Raw genomic sequence first — 21,389 nt, 5'->3', positions numbered from 1 at the left:
AGGCACTACCATCCGGGACATATATCTGGGCGCATTTGTGTTTATTGTCTGCGATATAATAGGCCTGCTCCTTGTCTTTTTATTCCCCCAACTGGCGTTATTTTTACCAGGTTTCATGAAATATTAAGAGAAGCGGCAAGGAGGTAATGGAATGGGCTTACGTCAATTATCCGGTCTTTTACAAATCCGAAAGGCGCAATGATTGCTTCTGTCTCCTCCGGTGAAAGCCGCACACTGAGGGGAGGTCCGGGGCTGTCCTCTATTTTCTTAAACTCGATAATGCACAGTCGGCCGCCGGACTTAAGCACTCTGACTATCTCGGCCAGCGCTGTCTCGCCGGAGCTTTCACGAAGAAGGTCATGAAGAACGGTCGCCATGAAACAGACGTCGACCGCCGCATCACTGAGGGGAATATGCTCGTTCAGGTTCGCGTGAATGGTGATGATGTTATGGAGACCTTCGGAATCCGCTTGCTGCTTCAACTCCTCGAGTCCTTCCTGCCAGGCGTCAACCCCGTAGACGATGCTGTGCGGCCCCATGGACCTTGCCGCGGCTAAGGCGTAATTGCCTTTTCCGCACCCGAGATCGAGAAAGACCGTTGAAGGTGTGAGCGACAGGTTTTGAAAAACACGGTCGATATCTACAAATTCGAAGGTGCTCCTGCCTGCCCCATGCGGTTTCTGACCGGTGCTCATGATCTGTCTTCCTCCTGCACTATTCTCGTCAGCCCGGTCATTCTATCAGGTATGCACTGGGGATTCCCGAGTTATTTTTCATTTTGTTGCCATTTGACATTCGGCAATTACAAATCGGCAACTTGACCGTTTACTTCCTTCGTTTTACAGATAGCAGCGGCCGATGCGGGTCAAGGATCCGGTAGGCCACCAGCTTAACCCGATCGTTCACCAGGAACCACGCCAGCGCGTAGCCCCACACCGCCAGCGCCCAGCCCCATCCGATCGGGGGCATCAGCAGTCCGTAGACGGAGATCAGCGTGGCTACCACCTGTGTGCCGACTACCGCCGCAAGCAAGATCGGCGCGGGTCGGATCGACCAGAACGGCCCACGCGTGCGTGTAACGAAGATCGTCAAATGACCGGCCACGGAGAGCTTCAGGTACATCAACGTCTGAATCACGTCACGGCTGAGATGAAACACCCGCTCACCGAGATAGAACAATCCGAATGACGCTATCACGCCGGTCACACCCAGCACCGACGCGATCCCCAGCACCACCGGCATGTTCCAGACCTCCGGTTCGTCGGAGTAGCGAACCTTATCGTAGGCGATGGACAGGATCGCGCCGTCATTGAGCAGGGCCAGCAGAACGATCATGACCGCCGTCACCGGATAGAAATTAAATACGAGGATTGATGTCGTCATTAAAAGCAGCACGCGAATCGTTTCGGCGATGCGATAAACCGCGTAGCTCGTCATCCGCTGGAAGATCTTGCGGCTCTCCTTGATCGCATCGATGATCACCGACAGGCCGGGCGTCAGCAGCACAATGTCCGCGGCCGCGCGTGCTGCGTCCGTTGCCCCCGATACCGCAATGCCGCAATCGGCTTTTTTCAACGCCGGCGCATCGTTCACCCCGTCCCCGGTCATGCCGACGATGTGGCCGCGGCGCTGCAGGACGTCTACAATGTGAAACTTGTGTTCGGGAAATACCTGGGCAAAACCATCGGCCCTTTCAATGGACTCTGACAACTGTGCCGTCTCATGATGACGCGTGTCGCCGAAGCCGCTGGCATCGAGTATGTCCGTTCCCAGCCCCAGTTGCCCGGCGATTTCTTTGCCGATGGCGAGTTGATCACCGGTGACCATCTTCACGCTCACGCCCATCTGCCGCGCGGTCGTGATCGTCGCCTTGGAATCCTCGCGAGGCGGATCGAAAAGCGGCAGGACCCCAAGGAATTGCCACTGGCCGTTTGCGTCTGTCCGCGCCACACCCAGCGAACGGAAGCCGCGCGCAGCGAATGCGTTGACGGCTTTATCCACTGCGGGCTTTACCTCTGCAGCATTGGCTGCCAATTCCAGAATCACCTGTGGTGCGCCCTTCGTTACACTGAATGTCTTCCCGTCCGCCGTTTTAACAGTGGCCTCGGTACGCTTGTGCACCGGGTCGAAGGGCTGAAAATGGACGACCGTGTGAGCCTTGAGCGCCAGATCATCCTTCAGGCCGCTTAGTATGGCCAGATCGATGGTGTCCTGGTTTTCGGCGCGCGAAGCCAGCGCTGCGCTCAGGATCACCTGGTCCGCGGTAATGCCCTCCATGCTGAACGGATCGCCCAGGGTCAGCTTGTTCTGCGTCAAGGTTCCTGTCTTATCCGAGCAGAGCATATCCATGCCTGCCATCTCCTCGATTGCTACCAGACGGCTGACAATAGCCTGTTTTGCCGCCAGGAGCCGCGCGCCCACAGCCATCGTGACCGACAGGACCGTGGGCATCGCGACCGGGATCGCGGCCACGGTCAGCACCAACGCGAACTGCAGAGTGGTCGCCATCCTGTCGCCGCGGAAGAGCGCGACGGCCAGAATCAATACGACCAGAACCACGGCCAGTATGATCAGGTAGTCGCCGATCTTCAGCACAGCGCGCTGGAAGTGGCTGACGGTGTGTGCCTCCTGCACCAACTGCGCGGTCTTGCCGAAGTACGTGTTCTGGGCTGTACCGTAGACCAGCGCGTCGATTTCTCCCTGGCGGATGATCGAACCCGCATAGACCGTCTCGCCTTCTTTGCGGGTGACGGGCAGGGATTCGCCCGTCAACGCGGACTGGTCCACTTCCACGGGGTCCCCTTCAAACAAGCACGCGTCTGCCGGCACAATGTCGCCGAGACGCACGCGGATGACGTCGCCCGGTACCAGCTCACGAGCCTGCGCTGTGGTCCATTTCCCGTCACGACGGACACGGGCCTGGATCGCGAGCCTGGCTTTAAGGGCATCAATGGCGTTGCCCGCCTGGTACTCCTCCCAGAACCCAACGATAGCATTGGCCAGAAGGAGAACAAGGATGATGAAAAAATCCGGCCAGTGACGGACCACGGCCGATAGAATCACAGCCGCTTCGATCATCCAGGGGATGGGACCCCAAAAATAGCCGAGAAACTTGATAAGCGGATTGGTTTTCTTTTCTTCAATCTCGTTAGGCCCATATTGGGTCAGCCGTTTCTGCGCCTCAGCCTGGGTCAGACCGGCCGGCGACGATCCCAGCTTTGCCTGCAATTCCTGCAGGGAGAGGGATTTCAGATCTTCCGCCATCCTGGACTTGCCTTCCTTTGTTTCCATAATGCTATCCTCCTGTTCGAGGTACGCTCACCCTTCACATCTGTCTGGAACGGCCGTGTTACCCGGCCCATGCATTACGGGAAAACCAGCGGGTTCTCGCCGGATCGAACAACATCCGGCATGTTTCTTTTTTATTCTCCCTTCACAAGGAAGACGGAACAGGGTAGCCTTCTCACGATCTCGTGATTGATCCGGCCGTAGACGATGTGCTCGATCCTGGTTTCATTGTGGGCGGCCATAATGAGCAGATCTATCTTTTCCGTCTCCACAATCTTCACGATTTCATGGACGGGTTCGACATCTTCCGTCATCTCTTTGATGGCCATCCCTTCGGCCCTTTCCTTTTGTATTATCGCGGCGAGGTCACTTTTGACCTTCTGCACCATGGCCCGGTACTCGTCCTCCAGACCCTTGAGGTAGGGAATGTAAAGCACGCCGCCCTTGAGGCCGAAGGGGTCGTACATGGTATGAAGTACCGAGAGTTGAGCCCCGCATGTTCTGGCAAGAGAAATACCATAATGGACAGCCTTTTTGCAGTCTTCAGTAGACCTGTTTATAACAAGAATTCGCTTAACATCTTCCATCATCACCCTCCGTTTTGATTACATTACAGTACATGCCCTATATTCTATGTCAACTGTCCAACGAGTGTCAAATGAGGGGACATTCCTGAATAAGTAAATGTCTTTTCCACGCCTGGTTGTTCTTTGTTTTGTTCACATTCGGCAATCGTAAATCGGCAATTGAATATGTTGTCAAGAAAAAACCGGATACTCGTCACTCGATCCTTGATACTCGTTTAACCTCGCCAGCATCAAGCATCCAGCATCAAGCATCGGGAAACCGGCATCGTAAGAAAACCAACAGCCGGCAATTAAATTCCGTAAATCTCCCAACCCCCCGTTGTGACCTGAAGGAACTCGAAGGCAAAACCGTTGCGTCTCCGAGATTATTATATTAACCGGGGTGACGTAACTCTCAAGAAGTTCATTTTTTCATCTTTGTCTTGACCCGTTTTCCCAGGGCTTGCGACAAACGCTGGAGTGCCACTGATCTGTCTGCAGGGTCTAAGTGGACATCCAGGATACAAAAACCCTCTGTATGTCTTTTGGCCTCATGGAGCGCGCTTTCCAACTGATCTTCGGTCTCGACATCAAACCCTTTACCCGTATTAAAAATCTCCGGTATACGGCTATAGCTCCATAAGGGGATGTCGTTGAAACTGCCGTCCAGCATGGGACGTTCTGTGCTGTAGCCGCGGTTATTGAGGACAATGACGATGGGGTTACAATTAAACCTCGCGATTGTACCAAGCTCCATCCCTGTCATCTGAAAAGCACCATCGCCGACCAGTACCAGGGGGCGGAGTTCCGGCCTGGCCATTTGCGCCCCCAGGCTTGCCGGTACGGCAAAACCAAGCGAGGTGTAATATGCCGGGGCCAGGAACTCTGCTTCGTTATGGATTATCATATCTGCGGCGGCAAACATCGCGTCCCCTGGGTCTGCAATAACGATCGTATTATCATCTAAGAACGCATTCAGACATTGGAACAGGTAATGCACGCTTACCTGTTTTCCGGCAACAGGGTTCGGGTGTTCAGGCGGAGGCGGATGTAGAATGTCAATATTTTCCCTGCGGCGGATGTTTGCCTTCAGAAGACCGCGGACGAAATCCTCGATGGGTACGTCTTCATATCCATGATAACGGATTAATAATTTCTCGCTTGTTACATAGATCGAGCGTGCCTGCTCAAGGCGGGCGGTAAAGACACCGAGATCGATATCGGTCATTAAGGCGCCAAGAAGGATCAAACAGTCACTCGATTCCACGTATTTCCGCACATCCTTGCGGCCCATAGCTCCTTCATATATCCCCATATAGAGAGGATGGTTTTCCCTGATGATGGATTTGCTGAGAAGGGTGGCAGCAGCGGGAATATTGGTATTTTCTAAGAGCTGCAGGAGCTCTGATTGCAGACCGAACCGGTGCAGTTCCACGCCGGTAATAATCACGGGTTGCTTCGCCGCATTGATAATACCGACCGCTTCGTTCAGCGCCTCTTCCAGCGCCTCGGCATTACCCGGCTTCACCTCTTCCTGATGCTGCCGGTAAAGGTTTACAGGAGCGGTAATCATGTCGCGGGGTAACTCTATATATACCGGTCGCTTGTACCGCAGCGCTTCATTTAATACACGATCTATTTCACGACAGGCAGTCTGGGGATCATTGATGACCGTTGAAGCTACCGTAACCTGCTCGAAGACCTTTAGCTGCGTATCAAAATCTTTTACCCTGTGATGGAGAAGGGGCATCTTGATGCGCTCGTTCCTTCCCGGCGCCCCGCTGATAACAACGATGGGAGACTTCTCGGCATATGCCTGTGCGGTTGGATTGGCGACCTTCAGCCCTCCGACACAATAGGTAACACAGACTGCTCCAAGACCGTTGACCCTGGCGTATGCGTCAGCAGCAAAACCGGCGCTTTGTTCATCACCGGTATTAATAATCTGCAAAGGGCTGCGGTCGAGCTCGCGAAAGAACCCGAGCACATAGTCACCGGGTATACCGAAGACATGACGTATGCCGTGCGCATAAAGCCGGTCAATGAGATAACTGCTTACCGTATGAGATGTTCCCATAATACCCCCTGTTTCGTTGTTTTTATTCTCCTGCTACCCCAGCATGTTGTCAAGGGGAAATATGTTACTGATCGCCGGATTCTCAATCCCTGTTTAATGTGTTCACCTTGAGTCTGAGATCTGTGAATAATTATTTTTCAGGAACCATGGTTGACTTAACGTGGCCCATCCCTTATCTTATACAATATGACAGAGCGACTTATGAAATGGTCTTCGATCATCTTTCTTCTTCTTTCTATCTTCATTGCACCCCTTTCAGGAGCAGGCACCTCAGAGGCAGGCATCGTGGAGCGGGTACAGGAGACAACGCTCCCGAACGGGCTGAAGGTGGTCCTTCTTGAAGATCATAAGGCCCCTGTCGTAACTTTCCAGGTCTGGTATCGCGTGGGGTCGAGAAATGAATCGTGGGGAAAGACAGGCCTCTCCCATATGCTGGAGCACATGATGTTCAAAGGGACAGATAAGGTCGGTCCCGAAGAATTTTCAAGGATCATCCAGGAGAACGGGGGGAATGACAACGCCTTCACATCCAGCGATTGTACTGCATACTACACGAACATCAGCGCTGACCGTGTCAATATCCCGCTGGAACTGGAGGCCGACAGGATGCAGAACCTGGTCCTGCGGGAGAAAGACTTCCTGACGGAGAGGATGGTGGTGATGGAGGAGAGGAGGCTCCGTACCGAGGACAACCCGCAGGCCTTCCTCTACGAACAGGTCGAAGCGGCTGCGTACCAGATACAGCCGTATCACTGGCCGACAATCGGCTGGATGGAAGACATTGAACGTTTTACGCTTGAAGATATAAAGAGACACTACACGACGTATTATAATCCTGCGAACGCATTTATAGTCGTCGTGGGAGACGTCAGGAAAGAGACCCTCTTCCCCATGATAGAAAAGGCTTTCGGGGCTATCCGGAAAGGCAGGGCGCCCGATCAGGACAGGGACGCGGAACAGCCCCAGAAAGGAGAGCGCCGTGTCACCGTGAAGAGAGAGGCGCAGACCCCTTCGCTGGTCGTGGGGTATCATGTGCCCAACGTCCACGGCCCTGACGGTTACGTCCTGGAGGTGATAGAAGGGATCCTCTCGGGGGGAAAGAGTTCCCGCCTCTATCGACAGTTCGTGAGGGACAAACAGTTGGTCGTTGATATTGATGCAAGTAATTCCCTCCTTTCGCGCGATCCCGGGCTCTTTTACGTCTCCGCCTCGATCCGTCCGGGAAAAGACATCGCGCAGATAGAGACGCTCATCGACCGGGAGATAGAGAGACTCCGGAAGGAGCCTGTCGGAGACGATGAACTGCAGAAGGTCAAGAACCAGCTCGAGGCATCATTTCTGTACAGTCAGGATTCCTCCTTCTACCAGGCCATGATGCTTGCCCAATACGAGATTGTCTCAGGATGGAGAGATATTGACGGGTATATCCCGGCAATCAGGAAGGTCTCCCCTGACGATATCATGCGGGTTGCGAAACAGTATCTTATACCGGACAACCGGACGGTAGGGGTCCTGGTTCCCATTCCGCCTAAGGCGGGGAAATCGCTGGAATCAGCCCCTGTCATGAAAGAGCGGATGACGAGGTAAGGAGGACAGGGAGTTTTGAGAAACCGGACAATCATCATCGCTTTGATGGGGTTTTTGCTCCTGTCCGGTCTTTGCGTGGGGAACCTCCATGCAATGCCGCCGGCACAGAAGATCACGACCCCCAATAGCGTTGCAGTTATCCTGAGCGAAGAGCATTCCCTCCCTTTTGTCACACTGAAACTCCTCCTCGAGGCCGGTTCATCGAAAGACCCGCCGGGTGAGGGCGGCCTTTCCTTTATAACCGCCCGTGCGCTTCTCCTGGGAACGCAGCAAAGGACGGCCACGCAGATCAATGAGGAACTCGATTCCCTGGGCATTGTGCTCGATGCTTCACCGGGAAGGGATTTTATCGTCCTCAACCTCCGTGTACTGAAAAAGGATCTCGATAAAGGGATCCAGCTCCTCTTTGAGGTCCTCCTGAGGCCGACCTTCCCTGAAGATGAGGTCAGGCGGGAGATTGTGAAGACAATGGCGGAGATCCAGGCAGAGGAAGACGACCCGGGCAGCGTTGGTGAAAAGGCATTCCGGAAGGCCCTTTTCAATGACAGCCCTTACGGTCACCCCGTGGAAGGAACAAGAGAATCGCTGGCAAGGCTCACGAGAGACTCGGTACAGAGATTTTATTCGACCCATTATTCCCCGGAGAAAGCGATCATTGCCGTCGTAGGGGATATCGGCATCGATGAGGTCCGGACGAAGATCCTGCCCTGCATAGGCACATGGCAGGCCCGCAGCGTCCCGCAGGTCCCCTATAAAGCCTCCTATGAAAAGGGCCCGAAAACGATAACAATTGACCGGCAGATAACACAGGCCAACATTATCATGGGACACAAGGGGGTAAGCAGGGGCAATCCGGATTATTATGCCCTCTCGGTAATGAATTACATCCTGGGCTCCGGGATGTTTTCTTCCAGGCTCATGAAAGAGATCAGGGATAAGAGGGGGCTTGCTTACAGCGTCGGAAGCCTTTTTGAAGCAGGGAAGCATCCCGGATCGTTCCAGGTGATCCTCCAGACGAAGAACACCTCCGCCAGGGAGGCCATTTCCTTAGCCATAAAGGAGATAGAGAGGATAAGGAGCGAGCCCGTGAGCGGGAAAGAGCTGGAGGAGGCCAGGAAATACCTGATCGGAAGCTTTCCTTTAAGGCTTGACAGCCAGGCCCGGCTCGCCGGTTTTTTTATCCAGACGGAGTATTATGGGCTCGGGCTCGATTACCCGCAGAAATACCCCGCGCTGATCGGATCGGTGAGCGCTGAAGACGTCCTGAGGGTTGCGAAAAAGTACCTCCATCCGGAGAGTATCATTACCGTTATAGTAGGCAACATCAAAGCAGTCAGTCCCGATTCTTCTCAGGAAAGCAGGCCTTGACCTGCGACGCTTCCGCTCCGCACATTTTTTATGGCACGAAACCCTGTCGGTATATCAGGTGTAAGATCGGCTTCAAGAACATAGGCGCGTCCCTGACCCTTTTCGATTACAGTGTTTTTCAACCGGGTGATGGCATATCCCGCGAGATAGACATCGAACTGAGACGCCGGTCAAGTTCCTGGTACGGGAGGGCGCCGACAGCCTGATCCACGATCTTCCCCCGGTTATAAAAAAAGAACGCCGGCACGCCCCGAATCCCGTGTGCAGAAGCTGTCATCGGAGATTCATCGACATTCACCCTTACAACCTTCACCTTGCCCGCATACTGTGATGCCAGTTCGTCCAGAACTGGTTCAAGCCCCCTGCAGTGTCCTCACCACGGCGCGGTAAATTCGACGAGCACAGGTCCGTTAAAAGTAACCACTTCGTTGTGAAATGTCGTGTCAGAGGCGTTAAGCGGTCTATCAGGGTATAGGAGGCTCAGATCGAGGTTTGTCCTGCATTTGCCGCACACGGCGCCATTTCCCGGGCGGTCCCCCGGGATCCTGTTTTTTGCGCCGCATCGGGAACATCGGACTATAAAGTTTCCACGATCCATAACATACCTCTCACAATGTTTTTGTGCTACTTTATTTCCTCACCGTCACATCTATCTTATGGATGCCCCTGCTTCCACTCGGGAAGGATCCTGTGAGCCTCCCGATGAGGGATGATGATTCCTGTACGTTACCGGATCTGTCTATGCCACGGACCTGTATTGAGTACTCACCTGCGCGTGGCGGCTTCCAGTCATATTCCCATAACGACCACGACCATTTAGACAGGGGCGCCTTCATATGCGCATCCTCCCAGGTCCTGCCTTTATTCAGGGATACCTGCACCCTGCTGATTCCGTGGCGTCCGCCGAAGGCCATTCCTCCGATCACGTATTGGCCAAGAGGGATTTCCTTTCCGTCCGTGGGCATAAGGATCGTCGATGTGGTCGATATGACTGCTTCGTCAGACCATCTTAATTTTTCCCAGTACCCTTTAAAATCATAGTTGACAAGCTCTATCTTGGAGAGCCATTTTACATTCTTCATGCCGTAAATGCCGGGGACAATAACCCTCAGTGGATACCCGTGTTCTGGTGGCAGGTATTCCCCGTTCATCCTGTATGCCAGGAATACGTTGTCCGATTGAGCCAGGGAATAGGGAATGCTGTCGCTGTAGCCATCTTCGGCAAAGAGCGCCGCCTTTATAATTCCGTGCTTCGGATGAGCCCTGTCGAGAATATTCCGCAGTTTTACACCTTCCCAGAGGGCGTTTCCTATCGCGTCCCCGCCTACGGGATTGCCTATGCACTCGAGCGTGACAAACTCAGTTGTGTCTTTCATCTCTTCCAACTCTTTCATCGTGAGCGTGTAGGGTTTTTCGACGAGACCTTCTATGCGTAGCACATGCCGGTCTAACTGAATTCCGGGAACTTTCGGCGAATAGGTTGTGATGTAAAACTCCTTGTTTGGAGTGATCTCTTTGGCCCGAAAGCCCATGAAATCGACAGTCCCGACAGTGAGAAGCTTGTGTTTTTGTTCCGCGCTTAGTTCCGCGCTGCCTGCATATTGAAAGATACTGTCAAAGATGGATACCCCGAACCCGAGGCCAAGGGTCCCGATACCGATCAGTTTGAAAAAACCTCTTCGCCCGATACTGCTCTTGATCTGCCGCTCTCGCAGCCGGTCTGCGGCACTCATGCGGTGTCCCATTGTTTTTGATTCCACGGGTGTTGAGCCTGTATCACAAGCTTTTCCCATCTCTCCGGAAGCCTTTGTTGGGGTATGGTCTGGCATGTTTCACCTCCATGAAAGTAATAACATCGAAATCACATCATGTCTTACAATAAACATGAGAATTCATCAAACATCACGCGCCACGCGCTTTATGCTTGAAGTTTTTATTCCTTTCAGTGACCTGCCTTTTCCCCCCACAGCTCCTTTAACCGGTTATCGCGGCCGCACCTGCTGCGATAGAATTTATACCGCAAGGGGTTTTTCTTATAGTAATGCTGGTGGTATTCCTCCGCGGGATAGAACTCTGTTGCGCGGGTGATCTCCGTTACAATATCTTCTTTGAACGGCTTGGTTTTTTGGAGTGCCGTTTTTGATTGTTCCGCAAGCATCTTCTGAGCGTCTGTATGATAAAAGATAGCCGAGCGGTACTGATTACCCACGTCGCAGAATTGGCTATCGATGACAGTGGGATCGATATTGTGCCAGAAGACATCAAGCAATTCTTCATAACTGATCTTCCGGGGGTCATAGACAATCTGCACTGACTCCGCGTGGCCCGTGCCACCGGCTGACACTTGCTCATAACTTGGATCCTTCAGGTGCCCGCCGGTATAGCCTGACGTTACCGAGATAACACCCGGGAGTTTATCAAAAGGCGCTTCCATGCACCAGAAGCACCCGCCGGCGAAGGTCGCTTTCTGGGTGCCCTGGACAGCAGCCGTGTTACCGTCATCTTTCGCCATCGCGGTTATCGCCATGAGACTTATTAATAACAAACCGGTCAAAATCACTGTTTTCATATATCACCCCTCCTTTCACTCTCACGCTTTCATAGAAAGTTTTTCTTGAAAACAATATTAAGCATTTGTTCGCCACCTGTAAAGCCCCGCTCCACTCAGCGAGCACGTTTCAGATGGTTATACATAACCGGCACAAGACTGAAGAGGGCAAGTAATGCCAGAGCGATCATGATATTCACAGAAAATATATCCTTTATTGACCTGAGAGTATTGAGCTGACTGCCTGCAAAGGTATAAACAAAATCGCCCGGCAGTATACCGGCCGCGGTAGTCCACAAAAAGGTCCCGAAAGGGATCCTTGTAAGACCTGCAAAGATATTTACGAGAAAGAAGGGGAATAAAGGGATAAAACGTAACGTGAGAAAATAATTCGGGCCATGACGTTCCATTTCATTATTAAATTTTATCAGCCGCTCCCTGTATTTTTCCTGGAGCCAGTTGCCTATGAGGTATCTCGTAATGAGAAAAATACAGACTGCGCCCAGGGTAGCGCCGATGTTGGTGTAGATCACTCCTAACACAGTTCCGAAAAGAAATCCCCCGGCGATCGATAATACTGCACCACCAGGAATAGAGAGGGCAACAACGACGATATAAAGAATAATGAACCATAGTATTGAAGAGATATAATGGTCACGGACATGTTGATGGAGAGCCTCTTTTTGCTGCAGGAAATTTTCAAAGGTCAGGTATTGCCCGATCCCGGAGACCCTTAAAAAAACAATACCTCCTATGAAAAGGACGGCAATGATTATCTTTTTCTTATGTTTCAGCATAAACCACCTTCCCTGCGCAGGACATCCGGATTATTTTTTCCTGGGCCCGAAAAAGCTCCCCAGAAGCTGAACAAAGGGGTTACTCTTCAGCTCGTCTATATAACAGAGCTTTGCCGGCTGTTTTATCACGTCTGAAAAGGTAGGGTAGATGTGGATGACTGAGTCGAGTTTACAGAAAGGTATATCCAGCGTTTTGATCACCTGTACCTCGTGGATCAGCTCGCCAGCGTGGCTCCCCAGGATATGCGCCCCCAGGACCTTGTATTTGTCGTCGCATATGATCTTGCTCAGCCCGAACTCTTCCACATCGGTTTTGCCCCTGTCCGTGTCCTTATATGCCCACCGGTAAATCCTGACCTTCCCGTCGTGTTTCTCCCGTGCCTCCTCTTCCGTGAGTCCGGCGTGCGCCAGTTCCGGATCGGTGAACATGCACCATATGTAGTGTTCATAGTTCGCATGTTTCTTGATCGGCAGTAGGGCATTCTGCGTCGCTATCCTTGCCTGATATTCTGCCATATGGGAAAACTGGTATGGTCCGACCACGTCACCACAAGCATAAATATGCGGCGCCGAAGTCTTCAAGGTATCGTCAGTCTTGATTCCCTTCGGCGAATATTCTATACCGGCATTCTCCAGCTTCAACCCTTCTACATTGGCTTTCCTGCCGACAGCAACGAGCACGCTCTCCGCTTCGATAACCCCCGCCTCTTTATCCTGGTATTCAACGGTGAGGAAAATACCGCCGTTTGCTTCCGACAGCCTGACTGCTTTTGTCTTTGTGAGTATCTTCAGACCCTCTGCCGCAAGCCTTTCAGCGAGGAGGTCCCTGAGCTCCTTGTCTTCCCGTATAAGGATCTGGTCTCCCATCTCAACAATGGTCACCTTAACACCGAGGCGGTGTAAGGCCTGTGCCAGTTCGGTCCCGATCGGCCCGCCGCCAAGGACGATCATCGATCCCGGAAGATCTTTCAGACCGAACATGGTCTCGTTAGTAAGATAGGGAACACTCTTTATACCTTCAATGGGCGGGACGAAAGCGGATGACCCTGTACTGATAATGAAGCTGCCTGCCGAGAGTGTCCGCCCTCCGACCTCGATATGACGGTCATCTATGAAGACGGGGCTCTCAATGATCACGTCAATACCACGTTTTTCAAAGACTTCCGGTCGCTCACCTTCATAGACCTTTTGAATGACACTGCGGACATGGTCCATTACATTCCCAGGGTCAATCACGGGTTCGGATTTTGCCGTCAAACCGAAATCCATACGGCTGGCGTCCTTCGCGTAATGGTAGATATTGGCCGCCTTTATAAGCGCCTTGCTCGGCACACACCCGTACTGGGTGCATTCTCCTCCAAGCATTCTGTGCTCCACAAGCGCGACTTTCTTCCCCAGCCCTGCCGCGAGGTTCGACGAGACAATCCCTGCCCCCCCGCCGCCGATAACGATAAGGTCGTAATCAAACTTGTTCATAACAATTCCCCCTTTTTTTTCCGGAGATACTTCATGGTCTCAGATCCTGCAAAAGCTGTTTTTGCGCAGTTTGAGAAGAGCGCCCGCAGATCATCGATAGTATCGATATCTCGCCACTCCGGGAGTACATGGACACGGCAATTCCCTTTTATCAATATATCCATCGTCCGAGAAAATACTTCCGGAGTGCTCCATGGGATGTTATTAAAGACCTCCGGCATAAAGGTATTTTTATTAAACCCTATCAGGTAATACCCCCCGTCATGCGAAGGGCCTATCACGGTATTATGGTCATCGAGGGCGGCAAAGGCCTTCGCGAGAATTTCCTTTGTAAGATCGGGACTGTCGCTCCCTATCAGGACAGCAGAGCTGACGCCCTCTGAAAATGTTCCTGCAAAGGCGTTCTTCATCCGTTCCCCAAGATCATCTCCGGCCTGAGGGATGAATATATGTTTCTTGCCGAGCCATCTTCTGATTTCTGCCATGGCGTCAGGGGGATCAAAGGATATGACAAAAGGATATCCGCCCATCCTGAGCATCTCAATGAGATCGTCAACAAAGTATTGATAAAGTAAACGGGCGGCACCCTCTCCGACAGAGGCTATGAGACGCGATTTTACAACACCCTTTTCCGGTACTTTAACAAACATGATAATGCGCCTTTTATCCGCCATGCTCCCATTTCCCTTTAGATCTCATCTATACAGTATAATGCGCTAAATGGAATTTGTCTTTAAATGTGCCGATAAAATTTTGTCAGCTTATCCGGTGAAACGCCGAGGAAATATAATAGCTGGAGAAGCCAGTTCCTGAACGTGCAGAAAAAGATTCCTTCCTGTTCCCACCTGCGGGCAGATGTGCTGACCTTCTGTCTGATGATAAAGATCTTATCACCCCTTTTTTTTATCCTCTGCATGATCTCTACATCCTCCATGATCGGAATATACTTATAGCCGCCAATAGTATCAAAATAATTCTTCCGCACAAAGATTGCCTGATCTCCGAAGGGTATCCTTGTGATACGGGAACGCATAGAAGAAATAGATTCAATAATACTGAAGACAAGCCTTTCAGACCTGATACCGAGGTCAAAGGCGCCGGCGGCAAACCTTGGTTCTTCCATTACTGATTGAATGAGAGTAAAGGCGTTACGCGGAAGTTCAGTATCAGCATGGAGAAAGAGGAGAAGCTGTCCCCTGGCTGCTTCTGCGCCCACATTCATCTGTCGCCCGCGGCCCTGTGGAGACTTGATCTTAATGACTTCCATATCCATGATCGCCTTCAACGTACCCCCGTCCTGATCTCCGTCGACAACGATGGTTTCTGTCTGTTTGCTATTATCGAGGGAAAGGAGGTGACTGATGAGCCCGTTGATTGAATCGGACTCGTTCAGGACAGGGATGATGATTGATATGCGGGGACCTGCAGGCATCAGAATTTTCTCCGCTCGAGAAAAGGCAGCAGGATCAGTCTCATTAAAGAAAGTCTTTCGGGGTCCCTGAAGTTTGCAAGGCCGATCACCATATTATCATGCCCCGCTTCAGGTTGGCCTTTATAGGTCCCGAACAGGCGATCCCACCAGGGGAGGTTAAAACCAAAGTTGCTGTTGTGTTCGCGGATGATTACCGAGTGGTGTACACGATGCATGTCGGGTGTGACGAGAACGAAACGCAAAATCCTGTCAATTGCCGTGCTGATAGAGATATTACCGTGATTGAACATGGATGTTGCGTTGAGTAGCACCTCGAAGGCGACGAAAGACCATACCGGTATTCCAAGCACGAGGATAATCCCCATCTTGATCAGCAGGGAAAGCACAATCTCAACAGGATGAAACCGTGCGCCTGTTGTAACATCGATATCGAGGTCCGTGTGGTGCATCCCGTGGATATACCAGAAGATGCGAACCTTATGAAAGACCAGGTGCTGGAGATATATAGTCAGGTCAAGGAGGACTATGGAAATCACGCCTGTCGCGAGAGAAGGAAGGTGAAGGTAATGGAACAACCCCCAACCCCGTTCCCCTGCAAGAACGGCCAGCGCTGTTGCCGAAAGGGGAAAGACAAAGCGCCCCACCAGGCCATTCAAAAAGGTGAGGGAGAGGTTTGTGAACCAGCGGGCAGGTTTGGGTGTCCGCGGGGTACGACGCGGGACAGCCATTTCCAGGGTTGCCATGAGAAGGAATATGCCGAAAAAACTGCAGAGCCTGATAAGGGCATGGTGGTCAATTACGAGCACATTCATTGACAGACCCAATCCATATGCATATATTATAAAGCAGAATCGTGCCGGTGTGAATGATGTGCTCTCTTTGGGTAAGAGGTTTTTTTCAATAAACCATGGTATACTATCAGGAAATGAATTGAGATAGCAGCACATGAAAAATTATTACAGCAAGGAAGATGAATGACACTCTTGCACGAAAAGGCATTTGAATTATCCGGGCAGGCAATCCAGGCCCGTGAGATAGCTGTTCTCCAGGTCAATTTAGGCTACAGGTGCAATCAGCACTGTACCCACTGCCATGTTTCAGCGCACCCGGGCAGACAGGAAGCCATGGATAGGGAAACGGTCGATAAGGTCCTTGCTATCCTGAAGGAGCACCGTATACGCTGCCTCGATGTCACGGGTGGGGCCCCGGAACTGAATCCGCATTTTCGATATATGATTCAATCGGCACGGGAGAACGATGTCCATGTGATTGTCAGGACTAACCTCACGGTCTTTTTTGAACCGGGCATGGCCGACATACCTGAGTTTTTCCGTGATAACATCGTTGAAGTCATAGCATCCCTCCCCTGTTTTACCCGGGAGAACGTTGACCGGATGAGGGGGGAGGGGGCCTTTGAAAAGAGCATCAAGGGATTGCGAACGCTTAACGCCTTAGGTTACGGGAGAAACGGAGGTCTTGTTTTGAACCTTGTGTATAACCCGTTGAGCGCATCGCTGCCCGGCAGCCAGAAAGAGCTGGAGGCAGCTTACAAAGAAGAGCTGTCAGAGCGTTTCGGCATTACTTTTAACCGGCTTCTTGTTTTGGCGAATCTTCCCGCGGGGAGATTCCAGGAAATGCTTGTCAGGACAGACGAGCGTGTACGGTACATTGAGTCTGCGAGAAGCGCATTGAACCCTGACACCTTTGAAGGCCTTATGTGCCGGCATCTCCTGAATGTCCGATGGGATGGAACCCTTTATGACTGTGATTTTAACCAGGCACTGGGGCTCCCGGTGAGGTCGGCCAGCCGGCACATCAGGGATTTTGACCTCCAATCGCTTTCGCACCGTTTTATTATGACAGGAGACCACTGCTATTTATGTACTGCAGGCAAGGGGTCGTCCTGAATGGGAGCAATAACATAACGGGCAGGTGTCCGTAGTAAAGCAAACCTGCATCACATAGTATCGTCGGCAATCCCCATCCTGTATTTTTATATGAATCTGTAAATAGATCTTCAGAGCGCCAGGTACCCGTCCGGTGCAAGGCTGGTCGCAAGCATCACCATGTTGATGTCGCGGTGTTCTGTCCAAGTCTCCGATGCCTGGTTTGCTGATTTGAGCCAGAAGGCTTCAATCTCCTCCCCTAACGGTACATAGCGCCTGAGTGACTTTAGAAGCGCCTGGAGCTGAAGGTCTTCAAGGGAAAGGACCTGGTCCTTCTTTACCAGGTTCTCCAGTCTTTCAACGGCATGGAGCCCTATCGATAATCCAAATTCACGGAAAGCAAGACGGTACGCGGCAGAAAATCCCAAGAAATTCTTATGCACGCAGGACTTGAGGCCTGGAATGGATGCCGTCAGCAAGGTCCTGAGCAGGTCGGCATCTCCAAAAGCTTCACAAGAGATCAACTGCGCTGCCTTGTAAGCGTCAGACAGGAGGCTGCCAAGACCGAGCGGGTCATCGGTCTGCCAGTTCTTTCCTTCACAGATATGGGCCATGTCGCCGATCATGGCGGCCAGATCAAGCGTTGCGGGCTTTCCCGTATCCTTCGCTCCGGTGGACTGAAGCTGGCTGTAGGTGATGAAGCCATCAAGCGGATCATGGTGGCCCATGGAGCGCACCAGCGGATATGAGAGGTCTATGCTCATCTTCCAGTACATGCTCTTCCGGCCGCTGCGCGGCAGGACATAGACAAACCGGGCATGGGCAGTCTTCGCAAGTTCCATCGCCCACCTGTTGTATACGAAATCGCCGGTGACGGCGCTTACGCGGTTGAGAGCATGCATCCACTTCGTGAGGTAATGAAAATACTGCCCGTCCTGTTCCCATTCCAGCCGCTCGTCAACAGGGTCACCTGGTTTGTGTTCATTGAGTGCCTTGCCGATCCTCAGGCCTCCACATGTGGGGTGAGACCTGCCTTCCTTTTCGGACAATCCGCTGATCCAGCCGGTCCGGGTATCATCTGCACGGTGTCTGCCGAGCACGTTATGAACCTGTTCGACGAGCCGTAGCGCGAGTTCCCTGTATTTTTCGTCTTTTGTCCGGAGGTAGAGCCGCAGGAAGTTGCAAACGGCAAAGGCATCGGTCCACAGGTAACGCCTCGGAGACTTTTCGCCCGGTGACAGCCCTGTCAGCGCGGCAAACTGATCCATGATGGACTGGACGAGAGGTGTCGATTCTGCCTGTTCCATGCTTCATGCTCTCCGCCTGCACGCATCGACGCGCTCACATATTCAACTGTGACCCGTGGTGTGCCGGTATACGTCAGGAGCTTTTCCGCTTCAGCCAGAAATCGAAGGACCGACCGGGGACGAATATGTCGATGCCGGCGGATGGCTCATCGAGCGGGTTTGTGACAATATGCATTTCGTTCCCGGGGATGTAGACCGCGTCACCCTCGTCAAGGACCTGCTCCTCCTTGGCGGTGGTGATTGCGAGCTTGCCCTTGAGGACGATCATTACCTGCGCGTTCGGGTGGTTGTGATCAGGCGACGCATGGTGCGGCGGCTTTACGAAGTGTTCAATGGAGATGTCCTTTTCACTGCAAAGGCTTACCCGCCTCCAGTCTTTCTCAGGCTCATAACTTTCAGCGCTGCTGAATCGGACTACTTTCATACTGTATCCTCCTAACGGATTTAAATCCATTCTTCTCCAAACTACATAATAATGCAACAGATTTTTTTGCCGGTGGATGGGGTTGCTTGCGCAGGCAGACCATTTTCATTGCTTTTCGCACATCGGAAAATGATATAATGCGCTATATTCCATGCAGGATCAGGAGGTCATATCATGAAAAAAGCGTTTCTTTTTCTTTATGCATGCTCTCTGGCGGTTGCCGTTGTTTTAGCGGGCAGTCAGGCTATCGGAGCTGAGTTACAGAAAAAGACCACAAAAGATATCAGGATATTGCGGTCTCCATCGGGTACCGGCAAGACCGCAACACAACCGCAACCGGATACCACCGTCAAGAACCCCCAGGTAGAGTCCGTCGAAATCCTGCCGCTGGCGACCGATTGCGCGATGAGATGGCAGATAACGCTTCGGAACACCAACAACACGCCCTTTACCAAGCCTATTACTATTCGACCCTATCAAAAGAAGGGCGCCGCAACCTACAGGGGTGTCGATGCAGTCATTTCACCGGCCACTATTCCGCCCGGTCAGACCGGCAGCGCAGGTGGAAATGTTGTAACGCCGGCGAAATACACCACCTATCGCCTGGATATTGTTATCGACAATCAGGTTGTCGCGTCACAAACGGGCTCCATCCCGGTGCTGAGCCACAACATCACTGTAGGCGATTTCCGGTTCCAGGATAACAAATGTTATGTGACAATAATAAATAATAACACCTATAAGGATTGTGAACTGCTTTTGAGGAGCGAATTCGCCACGAATGCGAGCCCCACAGTCTGGACGCCGGGTCTCAATTTCGGAAAGGATATTCCGGGAAGCGGGTCAGTGGAACAGGTGTTCCTGCCTCTGCCCGGGTATAATATCATCAAAATAACGGTTCAGAAAGGTTCCGCGATAATTACGGAAAAGAGCGTGCCCATTCCATAGGCAAAGGAGCCGGGAGGATTGTCCCAAAGGGCTAATACAGCTTCTGACAGGGTATCCCTGCCTTTTCAAAGGCGGCCCTTAGTTCCCCGCCTTTTTCCTGGAAGAAATCCTCAGTCATGGCCTGTTCCATTCCGTGCTTTTTATACGCCCGGTCAGCATAATAATAGTTATACCTGTCGATCAAAGCATGGTCCACCTTGCCCTTCAGCATATCCGCGAGTCTGTCGGCCCCGGGGAGCATGGGAGCGACCATGACATAAGTCCTGATCCCCTCTGCATGAAGAATTCCCAATGCCTCGATCCGCTTCTCTACGGGCGGAGCGCAGGGTTCGAAGATCTGACGCACCTTCTCGTCGGCTGTCGTTATAGTGAATCCGACCTCAGCGTCCGCTGATCTTTTCAATATCCCGATGTCCCGCAGGACCAGGGGGGATTTTGTCTGGATCACGACGGGCCATCCACTCTCAACGAGGATTTCAAGGCATCTCCCGGTAAGCATATACTTCTCTTCGGCGTATTGATAGGGATCACAGACCCCGCTTATCCAGACAATCCCTTTTCTCTTTTTTCTGACCTCCCGGACCAGGAGTTCAGCGGCGTTTATCTTTACATCAACGAACTCTCCCCATTGTTCGCGGTGCCCGGTAAATCTCTTCATGAACCTTGCGTAGCAGTAGGCGCAGTTATGCTGGCATCCCACGTAGGCGTTCAGGGCATAGTCATAGATCTGCGATTTGGAGAGGATGGTCTTCGCCCTGATCTCTTTGACGATCATAGCTCATTATACAGCAGAAGCCACAGGAGAGTGAAGTTTGTTTAGTCTGTCCGGGAACGTTTCCAATGATGTATGTTTAACGGCATGGTATAATTGTAGTGCAGCTCAAAAAGGAGGATAAGGATGAGGGTTCTTCTCATCTCGGCAAACCGGACCGAAATCAATATGCGCACCATGCCACTGGGACTTGCGTGCGTGGCACAGGCAGCAAGGCGGGAAGGGCACACAGTGAAGGTGCTGGACCTCGTGCAGGAAAAAGACGCCCCAGCCGCCATAGCTGAGGCAATCGTGGAGCTCGACCCGGAAGTAATCGGCATATCGGTCAGGAATATCGATGACCAGACGAAGCAAAACACCAGGTTCCTCTTTGATGAAGATAACCGGATAATCGCACTGGTACGGAAGCTGTCACGGGTCCCCATCGTGCTGGGCGGAGCAGGATACAGCATATTCCCGGAGACCATCCTTGCCGCTTCAGAAGCAGACATCGGTATCGAAGGTGAAGGGGAAGCGGTGTTCAATATGGTGCTGGAGCGATTGGAAGATAATGAAACCCTTGATGGCCTGCCGGGCGTGCACGTCAAAGGCAGAGGCCTGATGGCAGAGAAGATACTCATCAGGGAACCTGACGCCTTCACGCTTCCCGATCCCGATCTTTTGATCGCCGCTCCCGGAGATGCCGGCGATCTCTGGATACCCGTGCAGACAAGGCGCGGCTGCCCGATGCGCTGTAGCTATTGCTCAACAGGGACGATAGAGGGCACAATCATCCGGAAGCGCTCGCCCAAAAACGTCGTGGAGTGGATTGCAAAACTGGAAAGCCGCGGTGTAAAACAGTTCTACTTTGTGGACAATACCTTTAACCTGCCGCCATCGTACGCGACAGCCCTTTGTAAGGAACTGGCGCGCG

Annotated in this window: 20 protein-coding genes and 1 pseudogene; 5 read left to right on the top strand and 16 right to left on the bottom strand. The window is 52.2% G+C overall.

From position 1 onward, the window contains the following. Nucleotides 1-113 precede the first annotated feature (113 nt). The 4 genes from PHU49_04620 to PHU49_04605 form a co-directional block, all read right to left on the bottom strand. Complete coding sequence (locus PHU49_04620; protein ID MDD5243279.1) at nucleotides 114-695, bottom strand: class I SAM-dependent methyltransferase; 582 nt, start codon at nucleotides 693-695, stop codon at nucleotides 114-116. A 130-nt stretch (nucleotides 696-825) separates the two neighbouring features. Beyond that, the gene (locus PHU49_04615) at nucleotides 826-3,291 is read right to left on the bottom strand and encodes a plasma-membrane proton-efflux P-type ATPase (GenBank protein ID MDD5243278.1); all 2,466 of its coding nucleotides are present in this window, start codon (nucleotides 3,289-3,291) and stop codon (nucleotides 826-828) included. A gap of 131 nt (nucleotides 3,292-3,422) precedes the next feature. Next, complete coding sequence (locus tag PHU49_04610) at nucleotides 3,423-3,878, bottom strand: universal stress protein (protein ID MDD5243277.1); 456 nt, start codon at nucleotides 3,876-3,878, stop codon at nucleotides 3,423-3,425. Between the two features lie 400 nt (nucleotides 3,879-4,278). Further along, a complete protein-coding gene (locus PHU49_04605; GenBank protein ID MDD5243276.1) occupies nucleotides 4,279-5,931 on the bottom strand; it encodes a thiamine pyrophosphate-binding protein in 1,653 nt (550 codons plus the stop codon). Between the two features lie 201 nt (nucleotides 5,932-6,132). On the opposite strand from PHU49_04605, the gene PHU49_04600 reads away from it, so the two are divergent. Beyond that, nucleotides 6,133-7,518: a pitrilysin family protein gene (locus PHU49_04600; protein MDD5243275.1), complete on the top strand. Its 1,386-nt coding sequence runs from the start codon at nucleotides 6,133-6,135 to the stop codon at nucleotides 7,516-7,518. Between the two features lie 15 nt (nucleotides 7,519-7,533). After that, the gene (locus PHU49_04595; GenBank protein ID MDD5243274.1) at nucleotides 7,534-8,886 is read left to right on the top strand and encodes a pitrilysin family protein; all 1,353 of its coding nucleotides are present in this window, start codon (nucleotides 7,534-7,536) and stop codon (nucleotides 8,884-8,886) included. 118 nt (nucleotides 8,887-9,004) lie between these two features. On the opposite strand, the pseudogene PHU49_04590 reads toward PHU49_04595, so the two are convergent. The 9 genes and pseudogenes from PHU49_04590 to PHU49_04550 form a co-directional block, all read right to left on the bottom strand. After that, a pseudogene (locus PHU49_04590) lies at nucleotides 9,005-9,244 on the bottom strand (thioredoxin family protein). A 15-nt stretch (nucleotides 9,245-9,259) separates the two neighbouring features. Beyond that, nucleotides 9,260-9,484 carry a hypothetical protein gene (locus PHU49_04585; protein MDD5243273.1) on the bottom strand — a complete coding sequence of 75 codons (225 nt, stop codon included), beginning with the start codon at nucleotides 9,482-9,484 and terminating at the stop codon, nucleotides 9,260-9,262. Nucleotides 9,485-9,515: 31 nt separating this feature from the next. After that, complete coding sequence (locus tag PHU49_04580; GenBank protein MDD5243272.1) at nucleotides 9,516-10,715, bottom strand: molybdopterin-dependent oxidoreductase; 1,200 nt, start codon at nucleotides 10,713-10,715, stop codon at nucleotides 9,516-9,518. A 113-nt stretch (nucleotides 10,716-10,828) separates the two neighbouring features. After that, nucleotides 10,829-11,455 (bottom strand): peptide-methionine (S)-S-oxide reductase MsrA, encoded by a 627-nt coding sequence (gene msrA, locus PHU49_04575; GenBank protein MDD5243271.1) that lies wholly within the window; start codon nucleotides 11,453-11,455, stop codon nucleotides 10,829-10,831. A 95-nt stretch (nucleotides 11,456-11,550) separates the two neighbouring features. Continuing rightward, nucleotides 11,551-12,231 carry a TVP38/TMEM64 family protein gene (locus tag PHU49_04570; protein MDD5243270.1) on the bottom strand — a complete coding sequence of 227 codons (681 nt, stop codon included), beginning with the start codon at nucleotides 12,229-12,231 and terminating at the stop codon, nucleotides 11,551-11,553. A gap of 30 nt (nucleotides 12,232-12,261) precedes the next feature. Next, the gene (locus PHU49_04565) at nucleotides 12,262-13,707 is read right to left on the bottom strand and encodes an NAD(P)/FAD-dependent oxidoreductase (GenBank protein ID MDD5243269.1); all 1,446 of its coding nucleotides are present in this window, start codon (nucleotides 13,705-13,707) and stop codon (nucleotides 12,262-12,264) included. Continuing rightward, a complete protein-coding gene (locus PHU49_04560; protein ID MDD5243268.1) occupies nucleotides 13,704-14,381 on the bottom strand; it encodes a TIGR04282 family arsenosugar biosynthesis glycosyltransferase in 678 nt (225 codons plus the stop codon). The genes PHU49_04565 and PHU49_04560 overlap by 4 nt, the downstream gene beginning before the upstream one ends. A gap of 59 nt (nucleotides 14,382-14,440) precedes the next feature. Next, nucleotides 14,441-15,139 (bottom strand): TIGR04283 family arsenosugar biosynthesis glycosyltransferase, encoded by a 699-nt coding sequence (locus PHU49_04555; GenBank protein ID MDD5243267.1) that lies wholly within the window; start codon nucleotides 15,137-15,139, stop codon nucleotides 14,441-14,443. Further along, nucleotides 15,139-15,951, bottom strand: coding sequence for a sterol desaturase family protein (locus PHU49_04550; GenBank protein ID MDD5243266.1), 813 nt, complete (start codon nucleotides 15,949-15,951; stop codon nucleotides 15,139-15,141). The genes PHU49_04555 and PHU49_04550 overlap by 1 nt, the downstream gene beginning before the upstream one ends. A 162-nt stretch (nucleotides 15,952-16,113) precedes the next feature. On the opposite strand from PHU49_04550, the gene arsS reads away from it, so the two are divergent. After that, nucleotides 16,114-17,046: an arsenosugar biosynthesis radical SAM protein ArsS gene (gene arsS, locus PHU49_04545; GenBank protein ID MDD5243265.1), complete on the top strand. Its 933-nt coding sequence runs from the start codon at nucleotides 16,114-16,116 to the stop codon at nucleotides 17,044-17,046. Between the two features lie 110 nt (nucleotides 17,047-17,156). On the opposite strand, the gene PHU49_04540 is transcribed toward arsS, so the two are convergent. Both PHU49_04540 and PHU49_04535 read right to left on the bottom strand, forming a co-directional pair. Then, nucleotides 17,157-18,332 carry a hypothetical protein gene (locus PHU49_04540; protein MDD5243264.1) on the bottom strand — a complete coding sequence of 392 codons (1,176 nt, stop codon included), beginning with the start codon at nucleotides 18,330-18,332 and terminating at the stop codon, nucleotides 17,157-17,159. A 73-nt stretch (nucleotides 18,333-18,405) separates the two neighbouring features. Beyond that, a complete protein-coding gene (locus PHU49_04535) occupies nucleotides 18,406-18,756 on the bottom strand; it encodes a cupin domain-containing protein (protein MDD5243263.1) in 351 nt (116 codons plus the stop codon). A gap of 174 nt (nucleotides 18,757-18,930) precedes the next feature. Here PHU49_04535 and PHU49_04530 point away from each other — a divergent pair, with 174 nt between their 5' ends. After that, nucleotides 18,931-19,704, top strand: a complete 774-nt coding sequence (locus PHU49_04530; GenBank protein ID MDD5243262.1) for a hypothetical protein — start codon at nucleotides 18,931-18,933, stop codon at nucleotides 19,702-19,704. Between the two features lie 31 nt (nucleotides 19,705-19,735). Here the strand turns inward: PHU49_04530 and PHU49_04525 are convergent, their stop codons facing one another. Further along, on the bottom strand, nucleotides 19,736-20,479 hold the full coding sequence (locus tag PHU49_04525) for a radical SAM protein (protein ID MDD5243261.1): 744 nt from the start codon (nucleotides 20,477-20,479) through the stop codon (nucleotides 19,736-19,738). 123 nt (nucleotides 20,480-20,602) lie between these two features. On the opposite strand from PHU49_04525, the gene PHU49_04520 reads away from it, so the two are divergent. Beyond that, nucleotides 20,603-21,389, top strand: a 787-nt coding sequence (locus tag PHU49_04520; protein ID MDD5243260.1) for a cobalamin-dependent protein, incomplete at its 3' end; no start/stop codon positions are given.

It is taken from the genome of Syntrophorhabdaceae bacterium, from assembly GCA_028713955.1.
In the GTDB taxonomy this organism is placed as follows: domain Bacteria; phylum Desulfobacterota; class Syntrophorhabdia; order Syntrophorhabdales; family Syntrophorhabdaceae; genus UBA5609.
The sequence above is the reverse complement of the archived record's forward strand: the minus strand, read 5'-3'. Positions and strand labels throughout refer to the sequence as shown.